Here is a 12,733-nt window from a genome sequence, read left to right as displayed (position 1 = left end):
GTCGAGGCCCGTGCCGCGCCCGACGCATTCATCGATCGGCACGCCGCACAACCGGCTCATCAGGCACGCGGCCGACGACGTGTTCGCAATGCCCATTTCGCCAAAGCCGATCACGTTCGTGCCGAGCGCCGCGTGATGACGCACGCGCTCGGCGCCCGCCGCAAGCGCGGCGAGGGCTTCGTCGCGCGTCATGGCGCGCTCGTGCGCAAAGTTGCGCGTGCCGGCCGCGATGGGCACATCGACGAGTGTCGGCGACGGCGGCAGCGGCGACGCCACGCCCGCGTTGACGACTTCGAGCGTGAGTCCCGCCACGCTGCTGAACACGTTGATCGCCGCGCCCCCTGCCACGAAGTTCGCGACCATCTGCGCGGTCACGGCCTGCGGGTAAGGGCTCACGCCTTCGGCGGCGATGCCGTGGTCGCCTGCGAAGACGATCATCACGGGACGCTCGACGCTCGGGCGCGTCGTGCCCTGGATCATGCCGAGCTGGCGCGCCAGGGTTTCGAGGCGGCCGAGACTGCCGGGCGGTTTGGTCTTCGTGTCGATGAGGCGTTGCAGTTCGTCGCGCAACGAGAGATCGAGCGGTTCGACGGCGAGCAGTTCGGTAAGCGATGACGTCATGGTGTATTTCGTTTCAAAGTGATGCGGGCGACAGCGGCGCACTAGTGCACGCCGTTCGATCCCGGCGAATGCGGTGATGAAGATGTCGGTACGAGTGCGGGTACGAGCGCCTCGTGCGCGCCCTCGCGTATCAGCACGAGCGGATGTCCGAATGCGGCGCTCGCGCGTTCCGGCGTGAGCACATCGCGCACGGGGCCCGCGTGAAAACCGCCGCGGCCGTCGAGCAGGAGCGCGTGCGTCGCGAAGCGCCGCGCAAGATTGAGATCGTGGCACGAAAACAGCACGGCGCGCGCCTCACTGCGCACCCAGTGCGAGAGCGCTTCGAGACACGCAATCTGATGATGCAGGTCCAGATGGGCGAGCGGCTCGTCGAGCAGCAGGAGCGGCGCGCCCTGACACAGCGCGGCGGCAAGCGCGACGCGCTGGCGCTCGCCGCCAGAGAGCGACAGCACATCGCGCGCCGCGAACGCTTCGAGGCCGAGCGTGGCGAGCGCGGCGTGCGCGGCGGCGCGATCGGCATCGCCTTCCCAACCCCAGCCGGAAAGATGCGGGTAGCGATTGAGCAGCACGGTGTCGATCACGCTCGCGCTGAAGGCGTCGCGCTGGTCCTGCGGCATCAGCGCGCGACGCTGCGCGAGGCGCACCGGCGGCCACTGTGCGAGCGCGATGCCCTCGACTTCGACACGTCCCGCCGAGGGCTCGCCCAGGCCCGCGAGCGCGCCGATCAGTGTGGTCTTGCCCGCGCCATTTGCGCCCGCCACACACCAGATTTCGCCGGCGGCAAACTTTTGCGTGAGCGATTCCACGAGCGTGCGCGCGCCCGCGCGCAACGTGAGCGCGTGGACCGCGAGCAGGGGGGGATGCGTATCGCTCATCGTCCGCGCCTCGCGAGCAGCATCCACAGGAATACCGGCACGCCCGCGAGCGCGGTCACGACGCCCACCGGCAACTGCGCGGGCGCCGCCACCGTACGCGCGACGAGGTCCGCGCCCATCACGGCCACGCCGCCCGCGAGCACGGCGGCCGGCACGAGCATACGCTGGTCGTTGCCGAACGCGAGGCGCAGCATGTGGGGCACGACGAGCCCCACGAAGCCGATGGTGCCGCCCGTCGTCACGGCAGCGGCCGCCGCGAGCGACGCGGCAAGATAAATGCCCACGCGCAGACGCAGCACCGGCACACCGAGCGCCTGCGCGGCAGCGTCGCCGCGCAGCAGCACGTTGAGCATCGGCGCGGCGGGCACGATGCACGCAAGGACCACGCCAAGCGTTGCGAGCGCGGGCCATGGCATGCCCGCGCCATTGAGGTCGCCCGTGAGCCAGAACAGCATGCCGCGCAGGCGCGTGTCGGGCGCGAGCGTGAGCAGCAGTGTGATCAATGCGCCCCAGCCTGCCGCCGTCACCGCGCCCGTCAGGAGCAGCCGCGGCGAGCTGTCTTGCGGCTCGCCGCGCCACAACTCGCGGCGCGCGAGGCCGAGCACGAGCAGGATCGAAACGAACGCACCCGCACACGCGCTCGCCTGCACGCCCCACCACGCCACGCCAGCGATCATCGCCACGAGTGCGAATGCGGCAGCGCCGCCAGACACACCGAGCACGTAGGGCTCCGCAAGCGGATTGCGCAGCAGCACCTGCAGCAGCGCGCCCGCCAGCGCGAGCAAGCCGCCGCATGCAAACCCCGCCAACGCGCGCGGCAAGCGCAGCGTACGCACGATTTCGATTGCCATGTCCGGCGCGCCGTGCACGTCATGCGTGGGAGCGAGCGCCGCCAGCGCCTGCGCAAACGTCACGCTCACGCTGCCGGTTGCGAGCGATGCAGCGAACACCACGAGCGCCACGGCTGCGAGCGCGGCCCAGATCATGCATGCACGGCGCGCGCTCATCGAGCGGCGCGGCAGCGCGTGTATCGGCGGCACTGGCGGTACAGCATGGGACTCATCGCGGCTCATGGAACGCATCGGGGAACTCGGCAGCGGATTTCAATCAAACTCGCACAGAAAGACAGCAGGGGTATACGCAAGCCACGACAGAGCGCAGCATTTTGGTCGCCAGGGATTCTGAATGACGTGGCATAAGCCGTTCGCGAAAGCACTGGCAAAAGACCATGAATCCGTGATGTTATAACGCGCAGACCACGATCGAGACGATGCGCTGCGCGCGCGGCCTTGGCAAATTACGTTCCCGCCCAGCGTATGCAGCACACGTAGCGAGGGTTTCGGGCCTGATTCCGGTAAGAAGCCGGGTTGTTACGTCTGGAAACGACACAATTATCAAAATACGCGTTAATCCGCGCTAGAATGCCTGTCTTTAGAGGACGCAGCACATGCTCAACGAACTCGAAACACTCTCACAAAACATCGGGCGGCTGATCGAGATTAATCAGCGCCAACACGAAGCACGCCTCGCACTCGAAGAGCAACTCGCGCAGCTGCGTGCGCAATGCGACGAAACACGCACCGAACTCGAACAGGTCCGCGAAGAGCGCGCCGCGCTGCAGGCAGAGCGCGATGCACTCTCGGCCAAGATCGACGATGCGCAGGTGCGTCTGAACGCGATCCTCGAAAAGCTGCCACGCGCACGCGCAGGTAACGAGCGCGACAACCAGCTCGATCTGCTCGAGCCGTCGCAGAGCACCGACGACGACAGCAACGCGGCCCGCCACGGAGAAAATGCATGACCACCAAGCAGATCGAAGCGACGATACTCGGCCAAACCTATCGCCTCGTCTGTTCGCCGGAAACGGAACAGGCACTGCTCGAAGCCGTGGCGCGCGTGGACGCCGAAATGTCGAAGATCCGCAATCACAGCAACGTGCGCGGCACCGATCGCATCGCCGTCATGGCGGCGCTCTCGCTCGCCTCGGAACTGCTGCGCCTGCAAACCAGCGTGCGTCACGGGGAAGCATTCCCAGCCGAAGAAATCCGTCGTACAATGCGCCAAATGAACGAACAACTCGGCGCTGTCATTCATCAGTACGGTGTGCAATAAGCGCTGATGTACACCGCGGTTGTAAGCCGCAGTATTACGCAGCAACGTGCGGTATGATGTTGTTCAAAGGTAGCGTTGATTTGTTTAGAAACGCGCGTTTCTAAACACGCTGCCAACCAGTTTAGTCAGCTTCCCTGCCTGGTTCGCCAAGGTCATATATTCCTTGAACCAATGCCATGTGCACGGTTGCGGAAATTTGTAGCACGGGCGTGCGCGTCACACAGTCTGATGTACCCGAAGTGCTGCTAACTGCGACCAATTCTGAACCCTCGGTTCAGGATGCCGGCCTAGCGGCTATGGCGGGGACCTATTCAAACGGCATCGGACCACAGTCCGATGCCGTTTTCCTTTGTGCGGCGTGCATTGGCGACTTTCGCGGCATGCACGCTCGCCCCTCCCCCCTTTCGACGTGAACTTCGACTCATGCGCTACTGGCTGATGAAGTCCGAACCCGACGAAGCAAGCATCGACGACCTCGCAAACGCGCCGCAGCGCACGCTGCCCTGGACCGGCGTCCGAAACTACCAGGCGCGCAATTTCATGCGCGACACCATGCAGCAAGGCGACGGCGTGCTGTTCTACCACTCGAGCTGCCCCGAGCCCGGCATCGCAGGCATCGCGCAGGTGTCGTCCACGGCCTACCCCGATCCCACGCAGTTCGATCCGAAAAGCCCTTACTACGACGCGAAATCGACGCACGAGAATCCGCGCTGGATGCTCGTCGACGTCGTATTCAAGAAGAAGTGCCCGCTGATTTCTCTCGCCGCCTTGCGCGAGCACGAGGAACTCGCGGACATGCGCGTGCTCGCCAAGGGCAACCGCCTCTCGATCACGCCGGTCACCACGGCCGAGTGGAACTTCATCACGAAACATCTGATGTGATGCGGTTCGGCCTCGATGGCCGGCACGCATACAGCATTCGTGCGCGACTTCAAGCACAATCGCGCACAGTCGCGCGTCACAACAGATGCCTCGCGCGCGACGCCAGTTCTGCAAGGAGCCTCAATGAACCGAAAAACCGTCGTCACGCTCGCCGCCGCATTGGCTGCCGCCCTCCCCCTCGCCCTGACGCTCGCACCGGGCGCCGCGTTCGCACAGAGCGACGCGCGCTTGCAGCAGCCCTCGGGCGTGCTTTCGCTGTCCGCGCAGGCGAGCGCCGAAGTGCCTCAGGACGTCGTCAACATTACGCTGTTCTACGAACAGGAAGCGAACGATCCCGCCTCGCTCACCGCGACGCTCAATCAGCGCGCCGACTCCGCGCTTCAACGGGCCAGAGGCGTCGCGGGCGTGACCGCGCATTCCGGCCAGTTCTCGATCTTCCCTTCGACGGATCGCGACGGGCGCATCTCCGCCTGGCGCGGCCGCACGGAAGTCGTACTCGAGTCGCATGATTTCGCGGCGGCATCGAAGCTCGCCGGCGATCTCTCGTCGATCATGCAGGTGGGCAACGTGCAATTCTCGCTGTCGCCCGAAGCGCAGCGCGCCGCCGAGCAAAAACTTTCGGGCCAGGCGATCGCCTCGTTCCGCGACCAGGCGCTCTCGGCTACGCGCGCGTTCGGCTATAGCAGCTACTCGATTCGCGACGTGAACGTGGGGCACTCGGGCGTGATGCCGCGCCCCATGATGATGATGAGCGCACGCGCGGCTTCGGCTGACGCGAAGATGTCGTCGCCCGTGCCGCTCGAAGGCGGCACGTCCACGGTGACGGTCAACGTTTCCGGCTCGGTGCAGATGAAGTAAGGCGCGCCATACGAGCCACGCAAGCACGCAAGTAAAAAGGCCACGGTGAAAACCGTGGCCTTTTTCATGGGCTAAAACGCGAGGTGCGTTCGCGCGCGTGTCAGCTCTTCGCGCCCGCTACCTGCGCGCGGTCGTTGCCGTCCTTGCCACGTTTGGCGCGACGATACGCCCACGCCATCAGGCCAATCCCCACGATGATCATCGGCAGCGAGAGCCACTGGCCCATCGAGAGGCCGAGCGCAAGCAGGCCGAGGAAGTCATCGGGTTCGCGTGCGAACTCGACCGTGAAGCGCGCGAGACCATAGCCGATCAGGAACATCGCCGAAATCGCGCCGACGGGGCGCGGCTTGCGCGCGAACAGAATCAGCACGATGAAGAGCGCAATGCCTTCCAGCGCGATTTCATATAGTTCCGAAGGATGGCGCGGCAGCAGATGGTACTGCGCGAACACTTCGTTCAGGTGCCACTGCGCGGCCAGTTGCGGATGCGCGGCGAGCCACGCGGCGTCGTCGTTTGCGGCGCCGGGAAACAGCATGGCCCACGGCGAATCGGGCGAGGTCACTCGGCCCCACAGCTCGCCGTTGATGAAGTTGCCGAGACGGCCAAAGGCGAGCCCCGTGGGCACCATCGGCGCGACGAAGTCCGTGACCTGCAGCCAGGTGCGCCCGCGTTGCCACGCGAACAGGATCATCGCGAACGTCACGCCGAGGAAGCCGCCGTGAAACGACATGCCGCCTTCCCACACCTTGAAGATGTCGAGCGGATGCGCGAAATACCAGCTCGCCTTATAGAACAGCACGTAACCCAGGCGCCCGCCCAGGATCGTGCCGAGCACGCCGTAGAACAGCATGTCGTCGATGTCTTTCGCGGTCCAGCCTTGCGCCGCCACGTACGGCAGACGCAGACGAAGACGGCCGATCACGATCGCCAGAATGAAGCCGACGAGATACATGAGGCCGTACCAGCGCACGGCGAGCGGCCCCAGATGAATGGCGACGGGGTCGAAGTTCGGGTGGATGAGCATCGTGGATGAAGTCTTGTCGGCGATATCGATTGAAATCGGGTTTGTAAGCAGTCGCGCGCCGCTCACACGAGCGGGCAAAGCGCGTTGGACGTTTGCAAGGCGGCGAGGTTCGCCGCCGGCGCGTCACGGCGTGACATTATCGCCGACGCGAGGGGGCGCAAACCAAAATGCACGTTTGGCGATGCGCGGCGAGTGTCACGGTGACAGATGACGCGCGCGGCACACCCAGCTTCAGACTAGCCCTCGCGCGCCGGGCCACCCGCCGTCGCCGCGTGCGCGCGCACGATCTCGATGAACGCCGCGAGCACCGGGCTCACCTCGGCCGAGCGCCAGACGAGGCCCGTTTCGATGGCCGGCACCGCCCCGGCGAGCGGCCGGTATACGACGCCCGTGCGCCGCAGATGGCGCAGCGACTGCGGCACGAGCGCCACGCCCATGCCGGCCGAGACGAGGCTCACGATCGTCTGCATCTGGATCGCTTCCTGGCCGATCAGGGGCACGAGGCCGGCCGCGCCGTAGCAGTCCATGATGGTGTCGTAGAAGCCGGGGGCCAGATGGCGCGGGAAGACGACGAGCGGCACATCGGCGAGATCGCGCAGGCTCACGGGCTCGTCGTGCCAGTCGTCGGCTGAAGGGCCGCCAAGACGCACCGACAGTGCCGAGGGCATGGCGACCACGAGCGGTTCGCGCGTGACAGGCTGGTAAGCAAGCTGGGCTGCGTGGCGCGGCGGCACGGGTGCAATGACGAGGCCAGCGTCGATGCGCCCCGCCACCAGTTCTTCCACCTGCACGTCGCTCGTGGCCTCGGCGAGTTGCAGGCGCACGCGCGGATAGCGCGCGCCGAACTCGCGCAGCAAGAGCGGCAGCAAGCCGTAGTCGGCGGTCGAAACGAAGGCCAGCGCGAGCACGCCCGCCTCGCCGCGTGCGAGGCTCTGCGCGAGCGGCCGCAACGCTTCCGCGCTCGCCAGCAGGCGCCTGACCTCCGGCAGCAGATCGGCGCCCACGGCCGTCAATTCGACCGAACGACGCGTGCGCGCGAACAGCTCCACCCCCAGCGTCTCCTCGAGCGCGCGAATGGCCTGCGAGAGCGGCGGCTGCGTCATCGACAGGCGCGCCGCAGCGCGGCCGAAATGCTGCTCCTCGGCCACGGCGACAAAATAGCGAAGCTGGCGCAGATCGGGGATAGTCGGATTCATCGGCGGCGGTCTCGCGCTGTTGTCATGTTGATATGTTTTTCGACTCAATAGACCACGAATAATATATTGGACAGCGTTCTCGCGAAATCGCATGCTTCGATAGACGTGCCGGCGCGCCCCCAAAACAGAACCCACTCCCGGCATCCGAGACAAAATCCACCGGAGGTCCCCATGCCCTATAACCGTCGTTCGAAGCACATCACGCAAGGCGTCGCCCGTTCGCCCAACCGTTCGATGTATTACGCGCTCGGCTACGAGAAAGCCGACTTCGACAAGCCGATGATCGGCGTCGCCAATGGTCATTCGACCATCACGCCGTGCAACGCCGGCCTGCAGCGCCTGACCGACGCGGCCGTCGACGCCGTCAAGCGCGCCGACGCGAACCCGCAGACCTTTGGCACGCCCACGATCTCGGACGGCATGTCGATGGGCACCGAGGGCATGAAATACTCGCTCGTCTCGCGCGAAGTCATCGCGGACTGCATCGAGACCTGCGTGCAAGGCCAGTGGATGGACGGCGTAGTCGTGATCGGCGGCTGCGACAAGAACATGCCCGGCGGCATGATCGCGCTCGCGCGCATCAACGTGCCCGGCATTTACGTGTATGGCGGCACGATCCGCCCGGGCAACTGGAAGGGTAAGGCGCTCACCATCGTCTCGGCGTTCGAGGCCGTGGGCGAGTTCACCGCGGGGCGCATGACCGAAGAAGATTTCGAAGGCGTCGAGAAAAACGCCTGCCCGTCCACCGGTTCGTGCGGCGGCATGTACACCGCGAACACGATGAGCTCGTCGTTCGAGGCGCTCGGCATGTCGCTCATGTATTCGTCGACGATGGCCAACCCCGACGAGGAGAAAGTCGACTCGGCGGCGCAATCGGCGCGCGTGCTGGTCGAGGCCGTCAAGCAGGACCTCAAGCCGCGCGACATCATCACGAAGAAGTCGATCGAGAACGCCGTGGCGCTGATCATGGCGACGGGCGGCTCGACCAACGCCGTGCTGCACTACCTCGCCATCGCGCATGCCGCGGAAATCGAATGGACCATCGACGACTTCGAGCGTATGCGCAAGAAGGTGCCGGTGATCTGCGACCTGAAGCCTTCGGGGCAATACGTCGCCACCGACCTGCACGAGGCCGGCGGCATTCCGCAGGTGCTCAAGATCCTGCTCGATGCGGGCCTCCTGCATGGCGACTGCATCACCATCACGGGCAAAACCATCGCGGAAGAACTCAAGGACGTGCCGTCCGCGCCGCGCGCGGACCAGAAGGTGATCTTCCCCATCAGCCAGGCGCTGTACAAAGAAGGCCATCTGGCGATCCTCAAGGGCAACCTCGCGACGCACGGCGCGGTCGCCAAGATCACCGGTCTGAAGAATCCGGTGATTACGGGCCCCGCGCGCGTGTTCGACGACGAGCAGAGCGCGATGGAAGCCATCCTCGCAGACAAGATCAAGGCCGGCGACGTCGTCGTGCTGCGCTACCTCGGCCCGAAGGGCGGCCCCGGCATGCCGGAAATGCTCGCGCCGACTTCGGCGATCATCGGCAAGGGGCTTGGGGAGTCGGTTGGGCTCATCACCGATGGGCGCTTCTCGGGCGGCACCTGGGGCATGGTAGTGGGTCACGTCGCGCCGGAAGCGTTCGAAGGCGGCACGATCGCGCTCGTGCAGGAAGGCGACTCGATTACCATCGACGCTCACACGCTCCTGCTGCAACTGAACGTGGACGACGCCGAACTCGCGCGCCGGCGCGCGGCCTGGAAGCAGCCCGCGCCGCGTTACACGCGCGGCGTGATGGCGAAGTACGCGGCGCTCGCGCGCCCGGCGAACCAGGGCGCGGTGACGGGCTAGGCGGAGCCTGGCGTCATTCGAATCTCGACCTGCAGTCAAACAAAGGGCGCACGTCCAGGACGTGCGCCCTTTGCTTTTATAATGCGACGACACAGCCGGCGCATACGCGGGCGGAGACCAGTATGAAACGGAAGTCGCAAGCGAAGAACAAGATAGCGACGCTCGCCGCCGCACTCGCCATCGGCCTTGCCGGCGTACTCGGGTCGGCCCCGGCCCGCGCGCAGCATGGCCCCACCGGCCTCGCGCTCGCCCAGCAGCAGAACTGCATGAGCTGCCACTCGGTGACCCGCAATTTCATGGGTCCCGCCCTGCGCGATGTCGCCGCGAAGTACGCGGGCAAGCCCGACGCGCCGGCCTATCTCACCCACAAGATTCTGGAAGGCGGCAGCGGCGTGTGGGGCACCGTGCCGATGCCGGCCAACACGCAGTTGAACCCCGCACAGGCGGCGCAACTCGCGAGCTGGATCCTCACGCTCAAGTGAAGCGGACGATGTGACGGCGGGGCCACGAGGTGGCCGCTCGCCGCCGCGCGCCCAACTGAATCAGGCCGAAGGCGGTCGCCCCGCGCGCGCCGCCAGTTCTTCGCGCACGGCGGCCTTCACCCAGTTCGTGAGTTCCGTTTCGAGCGCAAGACCGATTTCGCGCGACACCTGACCCACGAGCCAGTTCGTATGTTCCTGCATCGCGGCGCTGCAGCGCGCCTCGATCACGGCACGGCCTTCGCCGGTGAGCCAGGTCAGGCAACGGCCGCGCAGCCGCTCGACGAGCGCGTCGGCGTCGTGCGCGAACAGGCCCTCCTCGCGCTCGGCCACGGCGGCCTGGACGGCAGCGGCCGTCGCGCTCTTCGCCTCTTCGACGTTGTGCGCGCGCAGCGGATTGCCGCTCACCATCACCTCGTTCAAGAGCGGAATCGCACTATCTTCCGAGTCGTGCATGCCGGACATGTTTACCTCCATCGATCGGGGCAGTCGGCCTTGCGCCGGTACGCCTCGCGCGTCCGGCCTCAGCCGCCTTGCTTGTAGTTGTTGAGCGCGTAACCGCGGTCGCGGTAGAAACGATAGCGCTCACGGCCCGACGCGAGTTCGTCGGGCGCATCGCCAATCACTTCGAGCAGGCGCTCGAAGCGTGCGAACTGCGGCGGGACCTCGGCGCCGAGATTGAGCAGCACACGATGATGCGGTGCACGCTCGAGATCCGTTGCCAGCACGATGGGCGATTCGCCCGCTTGAGGGCTCTCGGCCATGCAATGCGGCACGAAATCGAGCGGCGAAAAGGTCCACAACATTTCGTCGAACGCGCGCAGGCGCGCGGGGTCGGCCAGCACGACCGCCTGCTGGCCCGCCTGATACGCCTTGCGCACGAGGCGGCACGCATACAGCAGCGAGTCGCCGACGTTCGTGTGGAAATCGATGCGCGTCATGCCCACACCACTCTACACACCGTCAGGTGGGCAGCAATCTCCATTCCTGCCCTCATTGCCCGGCACGATCGATCAGGAACTGGGCGAGCAGCGGCACCGGACGGCCCGTCGCGCCCTTGGCCGCGCCGCTCTTCCACGCCGTGCCGGCGATGTCGAGGTGAGCCCACGGGTAGTTTTCGGTGAAACGCGAGAGGAAGCACGCCGCCGTCACGCTGCCCGCCGGACGCCCGCCGATGTTGGCGAGGTCGGCGAAGTTCGACTTGAGCTGGTCCTGATACTCGTCGTCGAGCGGCAGGCGCCAGGCCGGGTCGTTCGCTTCGCGCGAGGCGTCGAGCAGTTCGCCCGCGAGCGCGTCGTCCTTCGAGAAGAGGCCGCTGTTGTGATGGCCGAGCGCGATGATGCAGGCGCCCGTGAGCGTGGCGATGTCGACCACGGCGGCCGGCTTGAAGCGCTCGGCATAGGTGAGCGCATCGCACAGGATCAGGCGGCCTTCGGCGTCGGTGTTGAGCACTTCGACCGTGAGGCCCGCCATCGTCGTGACGATGTCGCCCGGCTTCGTGGCGTTGCCGGCGGGCATGTTCTCGCAGGTCGGGATGATGCCGATCACGTTGAGCTTGAGCCCCATTTCGGCGACCGCGCGGATCGTGCCGAGCACCGAGCCCGCGCCGCACATGTCGTACTTCATCTCGTCCATGCCCTCGCCGGGCTTGAGCGAAATGCCGCCCGTGTCGAACGTGATGCCTTTGCCGACCAGCACGATGGGCGCGGCCTTGGTGCTGGCGCCCTGATAGTGCAGCACGATGAACTGCGGCGGCTCGACCGAGCCCTTTGTTACCGAAAGAAACGAACCCATCTTGAGCGTCTCGATCTGGCGCTGGCCGAGCACCTCGACCTTGAGCTTCCAGTCGCGCGCGAGCTTCTTGGCCGTGGCGGCGAGATAGGTCGGCGTGCAGACGTTGCCCGGCAGATTGCCGAGGTCGCGGGTGAGGTCCATGCCGTTGGCGAGCGCGACGGACTGCTTCGCCGCAAGCTTCGCGGCCTTCTCTTCGGCGGCGTCGATGCTGAAGACCACGCGCTTGAGGGCCCGCTGCGAGACGTCGGGCTTGCTCTTCATCTGCGTGAAGCGATAGGTCTCGTTGCGCAGCGCGAGAATGGCGGTGCGCACGCCCCAGTCGCCCGTGCGCTCCTTCACCGGCAATTGCGCGAGCGTGAAGGTGACCTGCGCGATCTTCGTGCCGAGGATCGCGCGCCAGGCGGCCTTGACCGCGTCGCCGTAAGCCTTCTGGCCGAACGCGTCCTGCTTGCCGAGACCCACGAGCAGCACGCGCGAGGCGCCGATGCCGCTCACTTCCGGCAGGAACAGCGTGGAGCCGGCCTTGCCGTCGATGTCGCCGGCCTTGACGACGCGCGCGATTGCGCCGCCAATGGCGCTGTCGATGGCGAACGCCGCGCCCGAGAGGGTTTGCGCCTCGAACACGCCGACCACGACACAATCCGACTTGCCGGTCAGGAAGGGGCCGTCCCCGCCTTTGCTCCAGTCACAGGCTTTTATGCTAAAGTCCATCGCGCTTGTCCTCGGATAAAATCAGGGCTTAGGATGAAAGCCGCAATTATCCGCTATTTTTCCCGCGGCGGCTCCTGGGCGGTTGCGCGAGTTGCGCGCCTCCCGGCAAGGTCCGCCTGCCCTGCCCATCAAGAATGATCTTCGAACGTTCCCTGCAGCGCGAACTCGCGTACACGGCCGGCGCCGTGTTCATGGTTCTGCTCACGATCATGCTGACGACGATGATGATCCGCATCGTCGGCTTCGCCGCGTCCGGTCAGATCGACCCACGCGACGTGCTGGTGCTGATCGGACTCACCGTGATCGGCTACATGGCCGTCATGCTCATCGTCACGC

Annotated in this window: 14 protein-coding genes, 1 other RNA gene and 1 pseudogene; 8 read left to right on the top strand and 8 right to left on the bottom strand. The window is 66.0% G+C overall.

The genetic code is table 11. The features are described from left to right. The 3 genes from ACOJB8_RS40030 to ACOJB8_RS40020 form a co-directional block, all read right to left on the bottom strand. A partial coding sequence (locus ACOJB8_RS40030; protein ID WP_475017734.1) for a nicotinate-nucleotide--dimethylbenzimidazole phosphoribosyltransferase occupies nt 1-621 on the bottom strand: 621 nt, incomplete at its 3' end. 41 nt (nt 622-662) lie between these two features. Continuing rightward, complete coding sequence (locus ACOJB8_RS40025) at nt 663-1,496, bottom strand: ABC transporter ATP-binding protein (protein WP_475017732.1); 834 nt, start codon at nt 1,494-1,496, stop codon at nt 663-665. Beyond that, nucleotides 1,493-2,569, bottom strand: coding sequence for a FecCD family ABC transporter permease (locus ACOJB8_RS40020; protein ID WP_475017730.1), 1,077 nt, complete (start codon nt 2,567-2,569; stop codon nt 1,493-1,495). Before ACOJB8_RS40020 ends, ACOJB8_RS40025 begins: the two co-directional genes overlap by 4 nt. 374 nt (nt 2,570-2,943) lie before the next feature. Here ACOJB8_RS40020 and ACOJB8_RS40015 point away from each other — a divergent pair, with 374 nt between their 5' ends. The 5 genes from ACOJB8_RS40015 to ACOJB8_RS39995 all read left to right on the top strand — a co-directional run bounded on the left by ACOJB8_RS40015 (nt 2,944) and on the right by ACOJB8_RS39995 (nt 5,348). Next, nucleotides 2,944-3,297, top strand: a complete 354-nt coding sequence (locus ACOJB8_RS40015) for an ATPase (protein ID WP_069265453.1) — start codon at nt 2,944-2,946, stop codon at nt 3,295-3,297. Further along, entirely contained in the window at nt 3,294-3,608 is a 315-nt protein-coding gene (locus ACOJB8_RS40010) for a cell division protein ZapA (protein ID WP_042268772.1), read from the top strand. The genes ACOJB8_RS40015 and ACOJB8_RS40010 overlap by 4 nt, the downstream gene beginning before the upstream one ends. 128 nt (nt 3,609-3,736) lie before the next feature. Continuing rightward, a non-coding RNA gene (gene ssrS, locus ACOJB8_RS40005) (6S RNA) lies at nt 3,737-3,918 on the top strand. A 113-nt stretch (nt 3,919-4,031) separates the two neighbouring features. Continuing rightward, complete coding sequence (locus ACOJB8_RS40000; RefSeq protein WP_069265454.1) at nt 4,032-4,490, top strand: EVE domain-containing protein; 459 nt, start codon at nt 4,032-4,034, stop codon at nt 4,488-4,490. 123 nt (nt 4,491-4,613) lie between these two features. Next, on the top strand, nt 4,614-5,348 hold the full coding sequence (locus ACOJB8_RS39995) for an SIMPL domain-containing protein (RefSeq protein WP_069265514.1): 735 nt from the start codon (nt 4,614-4,616) through the stop codon (nt 5,346-5,348). A 100-nt stretch (nt 5,349-5,448) separates the two neighbouring features. Here ACOJB8_RS39995 and lgt read toward each other — a convergent pair whose 3' ends face one another. Beyond that, nucleotides 5,449-6,372, bottom strand: coding sequence for a prolipoprotein diacylglyceryl transferase (gene lgt / locus ACOJB8_RS39990; RefSeq protein ID WP_133182159.1), 924 nt, complete (start codon nt 6,370-6,372; stop codon nt 5,449-5,451). Nucleotides 6,373-6,608: 236 nt separating this feature from the next. After that, the gene (locus ACOJB8_RS39985; RefSeq protein WP_342947864.1) at nt 6,609-7,568 is read right to left on the bottom strand and encodes a LysR family transcriptional regulator; all 960 of its coding nucleotides are present in this window, start codon (nt 7,566-7,568) and stop codon (nt 6,609-6,611) included. Between the two features lie 171 nt (nt 7,569-7,739). Here ACOJB8_RS39985 and ilvD point away from each other — a divergent pair, with 171 nt between their 5' ends. Further along, the gene (gene ilvD / locus ACOJB8_RS39980) at nt 7,740-9,413 is read left to right on the top strand and encodes a dihydroxy-acid dehydratase (RefSeq protein WP_368616945.1); all 1,674 of its coding nucleotides are present in this window, start codon (nt 7,740-7,742) and stop codon (nt 9,411-9,413) included. Between the two features lie 122 nt (nt 9,414-9,535). After that, nucleotides 9,536-9,895, top strand: coding sequence for a c-type cytochrome (locus ACOJB8_RS39975; RefSeq protein WP_368616944.1), 360 nt, complete (start codon nt 9,536-9,538; stop codon nt 9,893-9,895). Nucleotides 9,896-9,955: 60 nt separating this feature from the next. On the opposite strand, the gene ACOJB8_RS39970 is transcribed toward ACOJB8_RS39975, so the two are convergent. The 3 genes from ACOJB8_RS39970 to ACOJB8_RS39960 are packed head-to-tail and all read right to left on the bottom strand — an operon-like array spanning nt 9,956 to nt 12,397. Further along, entirely contained in the window at nt 9,956-10,357 is a 402-nt protein-coding gene (locus ACOJB8_RS39970) for a DUF2486 family protein (RefSeq protein ID WP_069265458.1), read from the bottom strand. A gap of 59 nt (nt 10,358-10,416) precedes the next feature. Beyond that, nucleotides 10,417-10,833 (bottom strand): DNA polymerase III subunit chi, encoded by a 417-nt coding sequence (locus tag ACOJB8_RS39965; RefSeq protein WP_342947862.1) that lies wholly within the window; start codon nt 10,831-10,833, stop codon nt 10,417-10,419. Between the two features lie 52 nt (nt 10,834-10,885). Further along, nucleotides 10,886-12,397 (bottom strand): leucyl aminopeptidase, encoded by a 1,512-nt coding sequence (locus ACOJB8_RS39960; protein ID WP_368603822.1) that lies wholly within the window; start codon nt 12,395-12,397, stop codon nt 10,886-10,888. 134 nt (nt 12,398-12,531) lie between these two features. Between ACOJB8_RS39960 and ACOJB8_RS39955 the strand changes: the two are divergent. Continuing rightward, nucleotides 12,532-12,733 (top strand): annotated as a pseudogene (locus ACOJB8_RS39955) (LPS export ABC transporter permease LptF); the annotation flags it as partial.

The sequence above is a fragment of the Paraburkholderia sp. BR10141 genome, from assembly GCF_056155635.1.
The sequence above is the reverse complement of the archived record's forward strand: the minus strand, read 5'-3'. Positions and strand labels throughout refer to the sequence as shown.